Raw genomic sequence first — 15719 nt, 5'->3', positions numbered from 1 at the left:
TTCCTCCGTCCTCCCCTTTTGGCACAAGCTGTTGCTGCTCTGCCTCGGCCTCTCCATAACCACTGCCTGTGGCGATCGCTCGGAAGCAGCAATGCAGAACGCAGCGCAAGCCGAACAGCATCTGCAGGCGGGAGAACTCTGGCTAGCTCGGCAGAGGATCGGCGACGCGATCGCGCAGCGCGACGATTCTCCTGAACTCCATCTTCTGCGCGGTCGCATCGAGGTCGCTTCTGAATCATACGAAAACGCCTTTGCAGCCTACTCGAACGCTATGGCCTTAGACGGTACGAACATGGAGGCCCTGCAAGCCGTTGCGCAGCTAGGCTTGCGCACTGGCAACCAGCGAGAGTCTCTCGACGCGGCTGAACGCATTCTTGTTCTTCAACCGAGCGAGGAAAGCGCACTGCTAGTCCGAGGTATCCATGCATTCGCTCGAAACCGGTTTGGCGACTCCATAGAAGACGCTGATCGGGTCCTCGCGATGCGTCCGGCAAGCGAGGAGGCCTCCATCCTCAAAAGCCGGGCGCTCTTCATGATGGGCGAGGCAGCAGAAGCTGTGAATGTAATCAATGCAGTTCAGGAAGGTACGGCTGACAGCGAGGGTGTTGCCCGCACCAAGCTCGAGCTCGCTCGTGAAATGAAAAATCCGCAAATCATGCAAGCACAGTTCAACCGGCTGAGGCAGCTGCGCCCGGACGATGCTGACCTACAAATTGACGAGGCGAATCTGCGCTTCAAGCAAAATGAGGTTGCAGCAGGGAAGAAGCTCGTGCTCGATCTATTAGTGCGAGAGGACCTTGGCCCAGAACCCGCCGCACAGGCTATTGATCTTTTGAGAAATTACTCTGCCGAGATTTCTGAGAGCGAGGTGCGAAGAGTTGCATCCAGTGCGAACGATACTACGCTGGCCGCATTGGCCCGCTTCTTCCTCGAGTCCGAACGCCCCGGCGCATCCCGCTCAGCGATCCAGCAGCTTCCTGAAAAAGAGGCTCAGCCCTTTCTTGCGAGACTCGCGCTCCTGGAGAACCAGCCATCAGAGGCGCTGGAGATTGCAGGCGAGGTCCTCAGCAAGGACGAAACGCAGTGCGACGCCTTGGTTGCCTTCGCGGAAGCGTCTTTGGCCAAAGGCGATGTCATCGGAGCAACGCGCAGTGCCCAGCGCGCCGCGGCTGAATGCCCGAACCGGAACGAGGCATGGTTGGCGACTGCCGCAGCTTATTCGGCGCGTGGTGAGGATATCGGCGTACAGCGCGTCTACCGTGACGCAATCGCAGCAAACCCGCAAAGCTTCTCGATCGCACGGGCATATGCAGATTGGTTGATTGAAGAAGGGCGCCAGCGTGAAGCCTTGGCGGTTGCACGGAGCTTCACCCGCAAGTCTCCTGCCCTTCTGCGCGGGTGGGAGTATTATCGCAGGCTCTGCATTCGGTCGGATACGAATTGCGAGGATGAAGCGCAGCGCGGTTTGGCTGATGCGCATACCCGTTATGGTGTTGATACGAGGACGGGAGAGCTACCTCGAACCGGGCTCTTTGGAAGGCTTGTGCGCCGGTGAATCGGCAACAGCGAGGTGAACGGGTCCGATTCCTCGGCCTGCGCTTTGACAATCTGGCGGAAGAGGAGGTAATTGCGGAGGTCCTCGAGAAGGCAGAAGCATCGGACTTCGCCTATGTGGTCACGCCGAACGTCGACCACGTCGTCGAGCTCCACCGCGACCCCGCCCATGAGGAACTCTGGCTCAGCTATGAAGCTGCCGACATTTGCGTGTGTGATAGCCGCATACTGCATGTTATGGCGAAGTCCTCCGGGATCGCGCTCCAGGTGGTCCCCGGCAGTGACCTCACAGTCCACCTGCTTGGCCGGATCGCGGCGCGTGCGAAAGCGATCAGTGTTGTCGGAGGCAGTGAAGAAATCTTGGCCAGCCTAGAAAGCCGCTTCCCGAGCTGTACATGGCGCCACCACCTCCCGCCCATGGGCGTGAGAACAAACAGTCAGGCTCAGCAGGCAATAATCGATTTCGTCGAGACGAGCGATGCGGACATCGTATTCTTCGCAATCGGGGCGCCCCAGAGCGAGTTGCTTTGCCATCGGCTCAAATCGCGGCAGAAAGCACGAGGCGTTGCGCTGTGCATTGGCGCCTCTCTGGAGTTCGTAACTGGCGCAAAGAGGCGCGCTCCTCGCTGGATACAAAGACTCGCTTTGGAATGGCTTTTCCGTCTCGTAAGCGAACCCAGCCGACTTTGGCGGCGCTACCTCGCTGAGGGGCCAGCAATATTCCGGATTTGGGCTCGCTACCAGCTCAGGGCCTGTCATCACCGCGGGGGGTCCGGTTCCAACTCGCCTGACGGGAGGTGAGGAGCGCCAGATAGAGAGGAATCTTTTGAAGGACATAGAAGGGCACGCGCACCAGCGCAGCGGCCGGAAGCACACGCCGCCCCTCCTTCATCCAAGCGACTAGGGTGGCGCTTAGAGCGACTGCAAGTGCCGACAACATTGTCCAGCTCGGTGCCCAGTATCCGCTCACCATGCCAATAAGAATCGTGGCAAAGGCAGCAGCTATTCCCACCAGTAGCAATAAGGCCAGCGGCGGCACACATAAATGCAGACCGAGCGCTGCCTGGTGCGGCGACAAGCGGGTTATCCCTCTCAGAAGCTGAGGTAGAGCGTATTTTGCGGCAACGCGAAGAAACCCGTGCTCCCAACGTCGGCGTTGTGCGACCGTATCTCCGGCGGCGGCTGAAGCACTCGTCACTCGCGCATTCTCGATCAGGTGCACGGCTACGCCTTGACTTGCTAGATCCAGCGAGAGCCGCAGGTCCTCCACAACATCTGCCGATGCAAGTGGAGCCTCGTGAAAAATCGACCAAGGGAATGCCATACCGGTCCCGAATAAAGGGATACCGCCCCCCAAACGGTAAAGGCCCCTGGCTCGTACCGAGTTCTTGATAAGCATGGCGAAGTTCGAAATGTGGACAACAGGAGCAGCGTGCGGCGGTGCAGTGAGGAGGTTACTCGCCTGCACCGGCGAATTCATAAAGGATGCGCTGGATATCAAACGTTCGAAGCTTTGCCTGTCGGTCCGGCAATCTGCGTCCATGACCATCACTACATCGGGCGGATCGGTAGCGAGGTAATCTCGACCGCAAGCCAAGGCATACCCCTTGCCCCGCTTTTGTGTATCCATACGCTCGACGACACTGGCACCGGCCCGGCGGGCGATCTCGGCTGTGTCATCAGTGCAATTGTCGGCGACGACAAGCAGCCGAGTTTCCGGTCCCGCGATGGCAAGCAATTCCCTCACTGTCTCGCCGATGGTAACAGCCTCGTCGTGGGCAGGAACGAGTATCGCTGCACTGCGTGGCGGCGCTGCTCGCAAGTTGCCGTGCATGCGCGGCAAGCCGATTAGAACCTCAAGCGAGTAAACTGCCAGCGCGAATGCCGGCGGGACAGCTAACAGCCACGCAAGGATCTCAACCATAGTCGAGCTATGCTCATGCAAATGCGTCTATTGCAAGCTCCGCCTCCGAACTTGCCTGCGTTCGAACCCTCCTTGGTAGTTCCCCTGTCTCTGTTCCACATAGAGGTACTCGTCCGGGGCAGCAGCTATCAACGGATGTGCTACTCGCAGAGATGGATTGACGCTGCTGGGATAAGCTTCATGGAACAGTCAGAGTAGGCGACATCTCAAACGCATCTACAGAAGAGTACTTCCGTCGGCGACTTACCGGCCGACTATTCCGCCGATAAATGCGCGGTATTGCGCTGCTATTGAGGGCCACGTGAACTGCTCAATGCCAGCGGACGGCGCACTCTTGCCCGCAGCGATTGCGGAACGCAGATGCTCGACGAGTTGCTTTTCGTCCTCTGTGTCGCACAGAAATTGCCCCGAACCCAAAATCCAGCGGAGCCTATCGCTTTCATGGGCAACGACCGGAAGGCCGCATGCCCAAGCCTCGAGGAAAACATTGCCGAAGGACTCGAGCAATGAAAGGTGGAGAAAAGCATCTGCGGAGCGGTAGAGTTCTGGCATCTCATGTGCCGAGAGTGTCAGCTGTTTATACCGTCCTGGCAGCAAGCTAGCGGCAAGCTCCCGTGCCTCGTCCCGCAGCGGGCCGTCTCCTGCAACTGCGAGAAAAACGTTGTCCAGCTTGGCCGCAGCCCTGATGCCTTCCAGCACCCGCTTGCTCTCAATGAGGGCGCTCACCATGAGCACAACCGGCATGTCGTCGGGGAAGCCAAAACGCGCCCCGCAAGGCGCGCCCGGTTGAAAGCGGTCGGTATCAACCCCGTTAGGAATAAGGGCACAGCGCCAATTCGCTTCATTCCTCGTGAGATAGTCAGGGTTCGTACAAACCAACCCATCGCAGCCGAATGAGCGGTACTCGGAAGAATTGGTAAACGCCGGCCAGTCACCGTTTTGAGTAACAAACACGTGCGCCGCCCGCCGGGGGCTCTTGGCTCGCAGAGCCCACTGCGTGAACGGAAAAGAACAGGTTATAGTAGCATCATAACCTGTAAGCCGCTCGCGTATCATCAAGTTGGCGGCAAACGTCGCATCTTCCCAAGCTGTCTCGGTCCGGAGCGGGGGAAACTTCGGGAGCAGCTCAAAGCGTTCACGGCGCACCGAAGGAACGCGGTGGAACTGGTAAGGTGTATTCGGCCGCGGCTCACCCGATCCTGCAACGACCACCTCGTCACCTGATCGCGCCAGTTCGGTGGCAACGGAGAGCAGGGCCACCTCGGCACCACGGTCATAGCGGTGGAAGCCCGGGAGAGCGAAAAGCAGCTTCATAGGGAGGCTAGCTTCCGCCCTTCCCGCCGCAGATGAATGAGCAGGCGCGACGGCGCCCTCGGCAGTCATACGCTGTTTTCCACCCCTTGCCCGGACCGCTATTCAACCGCAGTCACAGCACCAGTACTTTTCGCAGGCGTTGTTGGCGGTGCGAAATCATCTTGGTACTCGATTTCAGCTTGAGTTCGTGCGGCTTTCAGCCGGCGCTGCAAAACGTCCATGAGCCCTTGATTTCGCAACGCCTGTACAGCTGCTGTTTGGGCTTGGTCGCCGGAGGTCGGTTGCTGAGCTTTGCCGGTAATGACAGCTGCCGTTACCATCCCGCCTTCTGGAAAAATGAAGGGTTCGCCAGGAGGCAAGGAGAGAATTTTGCTCATTGTCTCCTGCCCCAACTGTGCGCTGTCCAGCCGGCCAGGTTCACGCGTGAACTCAATCCCAAGCTCGCGAAGCTGCCCTGCAACTGCATCCAACGAATGGTCGTCTTCAAGCGCTTTTAGCTGCTCCGGATCCGCTGGCATCGGAAACTGGATCCTGTCGAGCGTGTATACAGCCCGATCCGAAAAAAGCGCGGGGTTATCCCTGATGTACGCCGAAATTTCCGCCTGGTCCGGCACTTCGGTCGCGCGCGATGCGTTGCGGCCGAGGATCTGCACAAGCAAGCCATCCTCCATTTGACGGCGGCGAGTTATAAATTCTGGAGTTTTATCCAGACCCTCTTCTCTCGCCGCTTGGGCCAGCAGACGCCGATCGATAATCCTCTGCAGGGCTGCCTTCTGAACCATTTCCTTGTTCGCGCCCTCGGGCACAGACATAGCTGTGAGCTCAGCATTGATCTCTTGAAGGGTAATTTCTTCGCCGTTCACGACAGCGGCAACTTGGCCGGTCGCCTCCTTCTCGCAAGCTGTCAGGGCAAAAAGGCAAGTAAGAAGGCTTAGCTTCAACGACGTTCTCATATTCACTCTCACACCAAAAGAAGTTTCTGCAAGGCCTGCGGGGAAGCAGCGATGAACTCAGTAGAAAATTGGCTCAGGGTTTCCAACGCAGCAGCTGGGTCTCGGCCAAGGAGAGAGACACGCATCATCACGCCGTCGGGGATACGTCCATCCAGATTCGCTTTAGCGACGGCCCAGCGTTGCTCGCCCCAGCTCCTAGGGTAGGCCGTACCAAGACGCGTGAAATACAAAACTTGTTCAACCCGGTCGGGGCCTTCGGCAGTGAAAAAGCTTGCAGGAATCTGAGCTCCCGGAAGGACGAGCGGAACATTCACTGTCGAGCTCAACTCGAAGCCGCCAACAGGATAACAGACTTCTGGCCTATGAACCTGCACCACCCCGTCCTGCAAATTGTTGTACGCGAGGAGCAACATAACTGATGCTTCAGGAGACTCGTACACCCGCGTAACGAGGTTGTCGTATAAGCGGTCAGACAAAGCGTCCGGCGGTGGCAAGACTACACCGCTCGACCCAACTACTCGCCAGCTTCCAAACTGCTTAGGCACCAGTTTTTCGAATGCCTTCTCGGGAACTGCAGGAACGACGCTCGTCGGCTGCCGAGCGATAGCCACAGCCGACGCAGCGGCAAGTGCACCGCCAATGAGCACATGCCGGCGCGAAATGAGCGGCGAACGGCGGTCCTGCAGTGAGGGACTCTCAGTCATTTGCGTGTCCTACTGTTCGCTGCCAAATCGGCCTAATCAATTCATCCAGCGCAAAGATTACCACCAGTGCGATTGCAAACATGAAAATGCCCGCAAAATTGTGAAGAAACCCCTGCGCTGCGGCTTCACCAGCATGATAGGTGAGGAGGATGAGTATAATGACGCGGAGGAAGTTTGCCGCCAATGCAACTGGTAAGATGAATAAGACTAAGAGGCCGGCGTAGCGCCAATCGGCCTGATGGCGGATGTAGATGTAGAATAGCGAAATCGCTGTTAGCGAGATGATCGAATTAAGCCCCGAGCAAGCAGCGGCTACAAGTAGCTCGTATTGCCCGATGAAAATCCGGACGCCCTCTCCGCCGATAGGATATCCGAACAAATCCAAGAAGGCGATGGATATCCGCGACAGCTCCATTTTCAGCGGCGTGGTTACTGCTGCGACCACTGACTCCGGCGGCGGAAACACGAATGTTAAATAGAAGAGGGGAAACCACAGCCGGCGCATCGCAGCCCCGCCGATGACGCTGTAGAGCACGGTCAAAAGAGCGCCGTACATCAGGTAGCCTTCAAGCTCCACGATTTGCGTAATCCGAGCAAGAATGAAGAGCGGCAAAAAAACAGCTAGCAGTGCCACGACCCTGATGATTGGCGGCTTTTGCGCTTCGCTCCTTGCTTCCGGCCATTCTCTCCAGAGCAACCACAGCCCGGTAAACAGTACAATGGGCCCGTGCGCCCCCTCTTCGCCGCTCCAGGTCTCGCTTATGACGAAGCTCATGGTCGGGATTAGAAAAAGAAGTACGCCGACGAGAAGCGCAACCCAGCCGAGCACTGCAGGTCCACTCTGGAAACCGGTTGAGCTGCCTTCTCCAGCCTTCAATGCTAAAATTCCCATGCTTTGTCGTTGCTCACCTTGAGGGCGGGTCTTGGTCTCTTAAGAGCCTAGCCAACCTTGGCCGTACTCACAATTGCCGAATTCGGCTGCCCGTCGACTGTCCCTAATCGGGGCTTTGCCGTCGGCCTCATAGTTAAGCGTCTGGCCATGCACTTTCTGCCATGCGATAGCGGGCACTCATCGGCAGTTGTGCCGTAAGTTGAGATTTATGCAAATAGAAAGAGTGGTAGAGCGAAAGGTGTGGCTTTGGGGCGCAGTTGCCCTCATCGCCATTCTGTTCGCAGGCTTCGCCATTGCTTACGGCTTTGATGTCTTCGGACAAGCGAGCCCTGCCAAAGAGAGCGCAGACGCAGAACTATCGCCGGTTGCGCAGCTTGCGATTCCGCCGGGAATGGAGCAGGTGGAAGTGCTCTCAAAGGAAGAAATCCTCGCCGCTAACCTAGCCCTCCCCTACTCTGCTGATCCCGTTGAAGCAGCGTTGCCTTTCAAGCAGCCTGCTGATTGGCTGGAAACAACCTCCTTCCAATCGGCACTCGAGTGCCTCACCTCTGCGATCTACTATGAAGCTAACAATGAAGGCGAGGCCGGCCAGCGAGCGGTTGCCCAAGTAGTACTAAACCGGGTTCGTCATCCAGCATTTCCCTCTTCGGTATGCGGCGTAATTTACGAGGGCTCCCATTTGCGCACCGGGTGCCAATTCACGTTTACTTGTGACGGTAGCCTTTCCAGAACTGCTTCATCGCGAGGTTGGGAGAGAGCGAAGCGCGTTGCGAGTGAGGCCCTGCGAGGGAAGGTCGAGCAATCTGTTGGAACAGCAACACATTACCACGCCAACTACGTGCTGCCCTACTGGGCACCCAGCCTCGCTAAGGTCGCATCTATCAACACGCACATCTTCTACCGGTGGAGTGGTTCCTGGGGACGAAGAGGTGCATTCAGGCAGTTATACAGCGGCGAAACTTCAAGCATACCCATTATCGAGGCTGCTCCGGTCTTTCAGGATCTTGAAGAGGCAACAATCGACACCCCGATTAGCCCTCCTGTAGAAAATTCATCCCAGATCCTGCTAGATCGGCCAAGCCTAACAACAGGATTCAAAACGCCTCCAAAAATCCGCGCAGATCAAGCCGCAGGAACGCTTAAGGTAGATGATGCAGAATCTGAATTGAAGATACGACCCCAAGCAGATTGAAAATCGTCAATCGCGCGGCAATCAACTGATCGGCGTGGGCGCACCTCGTAAGATAGATTACATCCCGAAGTTCAGCGATCTTTGGCACTCAAAACGGAAAGTCTGACATGCTGCGTTCTTGCGTTGTAAGCGGCACCGATCCCCGCCGCCCTCAAAGCATCAAACGTGACGTACTCTTCAGCGCTGGAAGATGACTTAAGCCAAACATACGCCGGATCGTCCATGCGATCCTTAAACAGCGAAATCAGATCGGCCAAGCGGACAAAAACGAGGTCGTTGTCTGAGATCCGAAGCGGAAGTGCTCCTAATGCAGTAGAGTCCGTATAAGCCAGCGCAGCCACGGTGTCGCGGAGAACTGGACCGAACCGCTCACTCCTGCTCAACTTAGAAGAATTGAGCCCCGCGCCATTCGCTGCATCGTTTCGAACACCAGATGCAATCGAAGTCGGCGGAGCAGCGGCCTTCGCCAAGACAGCTCCTTGACGAGCACGGCTTCCCTCGGATGTGACGAATTGAGGCCGGCCTTCTCCATCGCCCGGAGTCGACCTTCGTTCCCTTGAGCCTGGCACATCTTCGATATTCAAAGGACGGAACAGCGCCTGCTCAGTTTTGGCGACCGGTTTCGAATGAGCATGCTGCACAACTGGATCCCCAAACGACGGGGGAACTTCAGTGGCTGACACATCCGCAAGCTCAAGGTCGAGGAGCAGAACACCCGGCGGGTTATCTATACTCGCAAGCAGTGTCGTACCCGCATCTGCAATCAAAATGCCGGCATTGTCTTTCAAAGTAGCTTCAACAGAACGCAGGCTTGAAGCTGTCTCATCTGCGGCAAGCCGCGAAGGCTGCTGCGCTGCGATCTTTTTGGCCGCAAGCTTCGGCTGAATCTCCAGCGCTAATGTGGACGCAGCTGCAAAACTTCCGGCCCCTTCATGACTCCCTTTTTTCAGCGCACCCTCGGCCTTCCCAACCTCACCCGACGTAAGTGACTGGGAGGTGACTTCCTTCGCCGTTGATCCCTTCGGCAGCTCTCTTCGCAGGGCGGTGCGATAGAGACTCGAGTCTCCAAATGAAGAGTCAGCGTCCGGAGCATCTAAAACCCCTTGATTCTTATCAAGAAAGCCCTTTCCTGACTTTGCTGTTATACGGGACTCTGTTGCAGCGTCAGCAGTCACCGAGGCATCCGTGGGCCTAGAATGCAGTTGAAGCGATTTTTTGGCGGTGGAATATTCTCGGCTTGGCTTGGATGCAGAAAGGTCAATGGAGGGCATTGCACCGCCGGCAAGCGCCAAGGAGCGCGAACTCACCGCCGTATCGCCGTTCTCGAAACTCGCGAAGTCAGCACTTAGGACAGTTGCGGTGATTATCGCGACCGGGATTGCTCCGGCTGCGATGACCCAAGGGACAGGCATGGTTCCACTCACCTGAGCAGAGCCAGCGCCTGCTCGCGACCAACTCGCCGTGGCGAAAGGCGACGAAACACCATTGTGTACTGCAGCATCCTTAGGCGTGCGCATCTTAGTCTCCCTCGAGCGACTGGCATAAGCGAAGCGCAGGCTGGAAGGTCAACTCATACAATCAAGATAGTCGGGGATTACTAGCAAGCAAGCGGGGACTATCATCACTGAGCAACAAAGAGATTTCTCAACCTTTAGCTTGCCTTGAAGGTGGAAGCTTAAGAAAGAGCGGTGCTGCGAAAAAGCCGAATAGTAGCCCCCCCAAGTGAGCTTCCCAGGCCAGGAGCGCCGATGCCCCTGTCAGGAAGGCTACAAGCGCTAGAATGGCGAATAGGAGGAGGTGATTTTGCACAAAGAATTTCGCTATTAGCCACGTCCTGGCCGACCGGATTGGGACGGCGTGGCCCGTCGCGGGATGCACCCGAGCCAAGAGGCCAAGTAAGCCGAAAACTGCGCCCGATGCGCCAAGCATCGACGCGCTCTCTCTTAGGTTCAGCAACAGAAACAGTAACGCCCCCGAGATGCCGCTCCCGATTAGGAGATACATGTAACGCATCCAAGCGAGCGGAGGATCTCCCAGACGCGAAATCAAAGGGCCGCTTAGAAGGAGTAAAACAGCAGAATTCATGAGCACGTGAGGCAAGCCTCCATGGGCGAGCATATGCACGAGCATCGGCATAACAGGGTTCAGCTTAAGCGACTGCCATGACACGGCATAAGAAGACATACGCCCGTCAGAATTCAACCAGATTACAATCATCAAAGCGGCGAGAACGACTGGCAAGAGATGAGCGTGCCAAGGGACCTCCCAATCTCTAGCGAAAAGATTGTTGCCGCCGTCCTCCTTCAGGGGTGCTTCTTTGCGGTCGTTCATATCTGATCGGCATACTAGAATAGCCGTTTACCGCCAAGTAGACTTGGCTGCATCTAGGCGTTTAGTTTGCTCATCGGGCAGAGGATTCGTTGAGGATTGCCCGTCAACAACTTTCACGCCCGGTCACAGGCGACAGTTAAGGTTGTTTCGGGCCGAGCATGCGGATGGAGCTGGGGTTAGCTCAGCTGATTGCATAAACATCCATTGTGCGCCTACCAGCCATTAAGGACAGCCCTGGAGCGACGCTTATTTACCATGTCCACCATCGCGGAATTGAAGGCACGCAAGTCAGAGTGGCTGGTTGCAAAGGACCAGCAGTAGAGTTCCCGTCGATCAGCGCCGCGGTAGACATGCAGCTGAACCTTAAGTTCGCCCGATCTCTCACATTCCTCGATCCTCAGGTGAAAAGCACGCTCTTCCAACTCATCATGCCATCGTAAGTCGATTGGATATTCAGACGTGCTCGCCTTCTCAACGATGGCTGCCACAAAGTCCTGCATTTTCGCGCGTTCGGTCCAGAACCTTGCTCGGCAGGCGGCGCCATTCTCCTCCGCAGAGACATTGAGCCAGCCTGCCCCCTCAAATGGCATGCTGTCCTGATAGAATTCTGAATCATGATTAAACCCGAAAGCCAGCTTTTCCACATTATGCCCCTCAGCAGGTGATTTTCAGTAAGGCATTGAATACACCTACGTTCGAGCAGAGTTCCGGCAGAATACTTGATTGCCCCAGCTTGACACATTTCCTGAGCACAAGCTTGCCTATCAACCGGGCCTTGGATTCTGAGCACTTCCGGTTGGCACCGGGCCCGTTAAGCAGGATCGTATCGACTTAGCGCCGATCAACAGGCCCGCATTTCAGCTAGCGACTCCTTCGGTCGGAACACTTCATTCGAGCTTCGGCGCGCGGCACTCACTTGCTCTTGTGGCGCTTAGACAGACGCCCAGGTCACGCGCAGGTAGTAGATGGAGGGCTTAGCAGTGCAATTCTTGCTGATCCATGTTAAGTCAATGCCGAGTCGGGCTTTCTCCATCGCTCGCGCTCCCGGCCGGAGTGGTTCGTAAGTGACCTGAGCCCCCGGCCGGTTAGAGGGGTGGAAGGCCGCCTGATAAGTTCTGGGGCGGCACCGACTTAAGCGCTTCTGAGATTTCCGGCCGGCCCGAAGTGGCCGGACCGAAAGAAGATACTGGTAAAGCCGGTGGCTACACTGGTCGCGCCAGTCGCTGCCTTTCTCGTTCTGCCGATGCTTGGCAACCATCGCCGATCAAGCGAATGGAGTTGCGAAATCAGAGCACCGAAGTGATGTGTCGAAAGCATAAGCACACCGAAAATTGATTTCCGAAGAAAACGATCCTTGCTCAGGCCGACCAACAAGGTTTCGCAGGCAGCGTACACCCTTTGCTCGACCAGGCCGAATGGACGAAATCGACCCGGACAGGTTTGCCTGCCAAAGCGACCTGCAAAGCTGCGCATGTGCTTAGATGCGCTTGGTGCTCGTAAATAGCGCATAACGGAAGTTTGTCGTTGTCCAGCACGTATTGCGGCATGTCGTTCGCCAACGCACCATGCACTTAGTTGACAAGCCATGCCGCAGATAATCAAGTGATAAGTCGACATGACATTGGGTAAGGAGCAGGGTTTCGGTGAGGAAGTGGTTAACCTTGTTAGCTCTCATCATGTTAGCGATCGTCGCCGTTTGGCTTCTTAGGGCTGATGAAATCCCGCCTGCGCTAACCGCCGACGACGCTATCAACACGGCACGTGAACTGAACCAAGAACCTTCTTCGAGCGACTGAGATGAAAAGAAGACGGCGACCGAAGCCGCCGTCCTTTGAAACTCGCTATCGAATCCGCAGATGCGGTACTCATGTTAAAAAACGAAACGCCCTCGCACTTTGTGCGTCCGGCGGCGGCGCATCGCAAACCCGATTTCACCGACGCCGAAGAGCATCATGGCCTAAGTGCTCAGCTTTGGAACTGCTCCTACATTGCCCAGCGTCGACAGGTCTGAACTGGCCGGCGGCCACTGGTAGGAGCGCAAAATGAACAATTCGTCCGGTCTACCCCGCCATCGGTGCCTTCGCCCGCACCTAGGGGAACGAACATGCCATGCAGCACAACTTCGCGAACTTGTTGGGCCGAATAGGTGGGGAGCTAATCATCAATCACGCGCATGATAGCCGCGCAGCCTGGACCGACTCGGCAGCTCCGTTCGGTTTCTAAGAACCCAAAGATAGGCAAGTTCCAGTTTTGGTTAACGGTAGCAACGGACCTGGACAGCGTATCCGCTACTCCAGCCAGCAGAGGAGACGGGCAGAATGAAGACCTCGGCATCGCCGGAACTGTGGAAGTTCAGCTTGGCTTCGATGCTTTATGATTGCAGACTGAGTCGATGACCGGGAAACAGCTGCTTGCCCTTCTCGGCCTTATCGCGGCCGGCGTTTTGACTTCATACTTGCTCCAAGGCTCTCGTCCACTTGGCCGGTATGTGGGTGATAATGCTTCGGCAGTCGCAACCTTGCAAGACGACAGGTCGCCTGAGGTCACCAGAGGCACTGCCGATCTGACCCTTGTCCTATTTACAGATTATCAGTGCCCCGCATGCCGTAAGGCCGATCCAGCCATGCGGTCCGCCATCATCAAGGACGGAAATGTCCGGGTCGTCTACAAGGACTGGCCGGTGTTCGGCCAACGTTCGGAAGAAGCAGCCAAGGTCGCGTTGGCTGCACACCGCCAGGGCATTTACCCTTCTGTCCACCAAGCGCTGATGGGTTCGCGCAGACTCGATGATGCAGCCTTGCGGGCTGCTGTCGAGAGGTCGGGAGGCAATTGGCAGCGGCTACAAGATGACCTTGTTCATCACCGATCTGCATTTGATGACGAGCTGGCGAAGAACAGTTGGGGGGCTTTTAGCCTCGGGCTTGACGGCACTCCAGGATACTTGATCGGGCCCTTCTTGATCGAAGGAGCGCTAAACGAGCGTGAGTTTCTTCAGGCATTCGCCCATGCACGAGCCCGGATTTCACAGTCTGGCAGCTGATAAATAGATTTTCGTTTGTGACCGCCCATAAGGATGTGAGCGATATCGTGAGAGTTTTTTCAGGCATTCAGATGCCGCCATCTGTCGGGCCTCCTGGTGGGACCGGTTGCGCTGTGATCCCGATAGGGAACTCACGCCTGGACCAGCAGCAGTTAGAGCGTGCTGATGAAGCAGGGTGTAGAGCCCTTCATCTTGAGGCTGCTTTCGGTGCAACGCAGAAACACAGCAGTTCCGCCCGCGACGCTTTGCGCTGTAAAGCGCTTTATCTGCCTTATCGATCCAATCGGTTCCGCTACAATCTTCAGCGCCTAGCACTGCCAGCCCAAAGCTCGCAGTGACGCGGATTCCACCGCCAAGGGGAATGACCTGCTCTTCGATGGACCGGCGGATTTTCTCGATGGCTGCTCGGCCACCTGCCTCATCTGTTCCCGAAAGGAGGATACCAAACTCCTCCCCTCCAAGACGGCCGATTACATCGTTTTCGCGCAACTGCTCGGCGCAAGTGCTAGCAACGGCTGTCAGAACCGCATCACCCGCAGGATGACCAAACCTGTCATTTATCGATTTGAAGTGGTCCAGGTCCATCAATGCCAAAGCGCTGGGCAGATCGCTGCGCCGGAACCGCTCAGTTTCTTTCTCGATCTGGTTGAAGAAAGCACGCCGGCTGAGAGCACCCGTCAAATGATCCTGTTCGGCAATCTGCAGCAGTTTAAGCTCATGAACAACAAGGGAGGCAAAGCTGCTCAGGATGCTCAGCTCCGTCTCGCTGAAGTTCCTTGGAGCAGTGTCCATCACGCACAAAGTACCGAGGTTATGACCCTCAGAGGTTTGCAGAGGAGCACCCGCATAGCTTCGGATGTGAGGCGCCCCTGCGACTAGCGCATGAGTGCTAAACCGCTCATCTTCAAGCGCATCGAAGATCACGAGAGGCCGTTCGCCTCTGAACGGAAAGCCAAAAGAGGCCAGGCTCGACGAGCCTATAGAGTCCGAGCCCTGTATGGACGTAAACCATCGGCAACCGCGATCAATCAGGGATACGGCTGCGATTGGCACCTTCAGAACACTGCGTACGAGGGAAGTGATTTTAGCTAGACCCTCTGGCAGCGGAATATCGAGCACGTTGTGCCGCTCCACCTTAGAGAGGGGGGATCGCTCGTCGGACTGGTTCTGACTAGTCATAGTAATCCCCCGTCGCCTTGGCCGCTCTGGACGTTGCCTGCGGCCATGGATGCGCAGCGCGCCGAAGATGGTAAAGAAAGTATTTACATTATGGAGTTATGGAGTCCAGCGAACAGACGCGCAGGAAAGCTCATTGTTCCGAGGTTTCGACTTTTATCATTAGCGCTTAAGGCCGATTACTCCTTCTGAAATCCGAAGTGAAATGGCCGGGCACATTGCGCATCACCATCGACGAGGAGTTATGTAGCTGAATAACTCATCGCCTTGGGGAGCCATAAAACTGCGTGCAATCCTACTCCTTACGAGCGGTGCGCTCGGTGCAACCCTTTTAGGATAAATAGAATCTCCTGCCCCAGTACAAGGCCGTCCAAGGTGATTGTATCTCTTCGAAAGCCGGAAATGCGTTGAGGCAGAATGAAAGCGGCGGCCGAAGCCGCCGCGATCGTCTCGTTGTTGCGCTTAGGCTTAGAAGGCAAAGCGAACCCGTTTGCTGCTCTGGTCGCTGCTACGTCGCCGCATAGCAAATCCGATTGCACCAAAGCCGAACAGCATCATTGCCCAAGTGGTGGGCTCAGGTACTGCACCGATCTGCGAGCTGATACCGCCGATGCGAACCTGCCTTAGATCAGAAACACC

At 56.4% G+C, this 15719-nt stretch carries 15 protein-coding genes; 5 read left to right on the top strand and 10 right to left on the bottom strand.

What is annotated here, in order from left to right:
- Positions 1–31 precede the first annotated feature (31 nt).
- Together G7A66_RS12790 and G7A66_RS14680 are read left to right on the top strand one after the other, a co-directional pair.
- Complete coding sequence (locus tag G7A66_RS12790; protein ID WP_206675215.1) at positions 32–1555, top strand: tetratricopeptide repeat protein; 1524 nt, start codon at positions 32–34, stop codon at positions 1553–1555.
- A complete protein-coding gene (locus tag G7A66_RS14680; RefSeq protein ID WP_174296080.1) occupies positions 1552–2355 on the top strand; it encodes a WecB/TagA/CpsF family glycosyltransferase in 804 nt (267 codons plus the stop codon). The genes G7A66_RS12790 and G7A66_RS14680 overlap by 4 nt, the downstream gene beginning before the upstream one ends.
- Here the strand turns inward: G7A66_RS14680 and G7A66_RS12780 are convergent.
- The 5 genes from G7A66_RS12780 to xrtV all read right to left on the bottom strand — a co-directional run bounded on the left by G7A66_RS12780 (position 2300) and on the right by xrtV (position 7341).
- A complete protein-coding gene (locus tag G7A66_RS12780) occupies positions 2300–3478 on the bottom strand; it encodes a glycosyltransferase family 2 protein (protein WP_174296079.1) in 1179 nt (392 codons plus the stop codon). The two genes, G7A66_RS14680 and G7A66_RS12780, sit on opposite strands and share 56 nt — an antisense overlap.
- Positions 3479–3721: 243 nt before the next feature.
- Positions 3722–4792, bottom strand: coding sequence for a glycosyltransferase family 4 protein (locus G7A66_RS12775; RefSeq protein ID WP_174296078.1), 1071 nt, complete (start codon positions 4790–4792; stop codon positions 3722–3724).
- 98 nt (positions 4793–4890) lie between these two features.
- Positions 4891–5745, bottom strand: coding sequence for a SurA N-terminal domain-containing protein (locus G7A66_RS12770; RefSeq protein WP_232366888.1), 855 nt, complete (start codon positions 5743–5745; stop codon positions 4891–4893).
- Positions 5746–5753: 8 nt separating this feature from the next.
- Positions 5754–6449, bottom strand: a complete 696-nt coding sequence (epsI, locus tag G7A66_RS12765; protein WP_174296076.1) for an exosortase-associated protein EpsI, V-type — start codon at positions 6447–6449, stop codon at positions 5754–5756.
- A complete protein-coding gene (gene xrtV, locus G7A66_RS12760) occupies positions 6442–7341 on the bottom strand; it encodes an exosortase V (RefSeq protein ID WP_174296075.1) in 900 nt (299 codons plus the stop codon). The genes epsI and xrtV overlap by 8 nt, the downstream gene beginning before the upstream one ends.
- Before the next feature lie 208 nt (positions 7342–7549).
- Between xrtV and G7A66_RS12755 the strand changes: the two genes are divergently transcribed.
- Entirely contained in the window at positions 7550–8533 is a 984-nt protein-coding gene (locus G7A66_RS12755) for a cell wall hydrolase (RefSeq protein WP_232366887.1), read from the top strand.
- 71 nt (positions 8534–8604) lie between these two features.
- Here the strand turns inward: G7A66_RS12755 and G7A66_RS12750 are convergent, their stop codons facing one another.
- From G7A66_RS12750 to G7A66_RS12740, 3 genes are all read right to left on the bottom strand, one after another.
- Positions 8605–10050: a hypothetical protein gene (locus tag G7A66_RS12750; RefSeq protein ID WP_174296074.1), complete on the bottom strand. Its 1446-nt coding sequence runs from the start codon at positions 10048–10050 to the stop codon at positions 8605–8607.
- Positions 10051–10177: 127 nt separating this feature from the next.
- Entirely contained in the window at positions 10178–10864 is a 687-nt protein-coding gene (locus tag G7A66_RS12745; RefSeq protein WP_174296073.1) for a rhomboid family intramembrane serine protease, read from the bottom strand.
- A 212-nt stretch (positions 10865–11076) separates the two neighbouring features.
- The gene (locus G7A66_RS12740) at positions 11077–11508 is read right to left on the bottom strand and encodes a hypothetical protein (protein ID WP_174296072.1); all 432 of its coding nucleotides are present in this window, start codon (positions 11506–11508) and stop codon (positions 11077–11079) included.
- A gap of 1223 nt (positions 11509–12731) precedes the next feature.
- On the opposite strand from G7A66_RS12740, the gene G7A66_RS12735 reads away from it, so the two are divergent.
- Positions 12732–12875 carry a hypothetical protein gene (locus G7A66_RS12735; RefSeq protein WP_206675214.1) on the top strand — a complete coding sequence of 48 codons (144 nt, stop codon included), beginning with the start codon at positions 12732–12734 and terminating at the stop codon, positions 12873–12875.
- A 381-nt stretch (positions 12876–13256) separates the two neighbouring features.
- Entirely contained in the window at positions 13257–13904 is a 648-nt protein-coding gene (locus G7A66_RS12730) for a DsbA family protein (protein ID WP_174296070.1), read from the top strand.
- On the opposite strand, the gene G7A66_RS12725 is transcribed toward G7A66_RS12730, so the two are convergent.
- On the bottom strand, positions 13887–15023 hold the full coding sequence (locus tag G7A66_RS12725) for a sensor domain-containing diguanylate cyclase (protein ID WP_174296069.1): 1137 nt from the start codon (positions 15021–15023) through the stop codon (positions 13887–13889). The two genes, G7A66_RS12730 and G7A66_RS12725, sit on opposite strands and share 18 nt — an antisense overlap.
- A gap of 525 nt (positions 15024–15548) precedes the next feature.
- A partial coding sequence (locus G7A66_RS12720; protein ID WP_174296068.1) for a PEPxxWA-CTERM sorting domain-containing protein occupies positions 15549–15719 on the bottom strand: 171 nt, incomplete at its 5' end.

This window comes from Alteripontixanthobacter muriae (assembly GCF_013336795.1).
GTDB lineage: Bacteria > Pseudomonadota > Alphaproteobacteria > Sphingomonadales > Sphingomonadaceae > Pseudopontixanthobacter > Pseudopontixanthobacter muriae.
The sequence above is the reverse complement of the archived record's forward strand: the minus strand, read 5'-3'. Positions and strand labels throughout refer to the sequence as shown.

Excerpts from the sequence above, each read along its gene's own strand:
- G7A66_RS12780 (WP_174296079.1), bottom strand. The coding sequence starts at position 3,478 with ATGGTTGAGATCCTTGCGTGGCTGTTAGCTGTCCCGCCGGCATTCGCG.
- G7A66_RS12775 (WP_174296078.1), bottom strand. The coding sequence starts at position 4,792 with ATGAAGCTGCTTTTCGCTCTCCCGGGCTTCCACCGCTATGACCGTGGT.
- xrtV (WP_174296075.1), bottom strand. The coding sequence starts at position 7,341 with ATGGGAATTTTAGCATTGAAGGCTGGAGAAGGCAGCTCAACCGGTTTC.
- G7A66_RS12730 (WP_174296070.1), top strand. The coding sequence starts at position 13,257 with ATGACCGGGAAACAGCTGCTTGCCCTTCTCGGCCTTATCGCGGCCGGC.
- G7A66_RS12770 (WP_232366888.1), bottom strand. The coding sequence starts at position 5,745 with ATGAGAACGTCGTTGAAGCTAAGCCTTCTTACTTGCCTTTTTGCCCTG.
- G7A66_RS12755 (WP_232366887.1), top strand. The coding sequence starts at position 7,550 with ATGCAAATAGAAAGAGTGGTAGAGCGAAAGGTGTGGCTTTGGGGCGCA.
- epsI (WP_174296076.1), bottom strand. The coding sequence starts at position 6,449 with ATGACTGAGAGTCCCTCACTGCAGGACCGCCGTTCGCCGCTCATTTCG.
- G7A66_RS12750 (WP_174296074.1), bottom strand. The coding sequence starts at position 10,050 with ATGCGCACGCCTAAGGATGCTGCAGTACACAATGGTGTTTCGTCGCCT.
- G7A66_RS12745 (WP_174296073.1), bottom strand. The coding sequence starts at position 10,864 with ATGAACGACCGCAAAGAAGCACCCCTGAAGGAGGACGGCGGCAACAAT.
- G7A66_RS12735 (WP_206675214.1), top strand. The coding sequence starts at position 12,732 with ATGTTAAAAAACGAAACGCCCTCGCACTTTGTGCGTCCGGCGGCGGCG.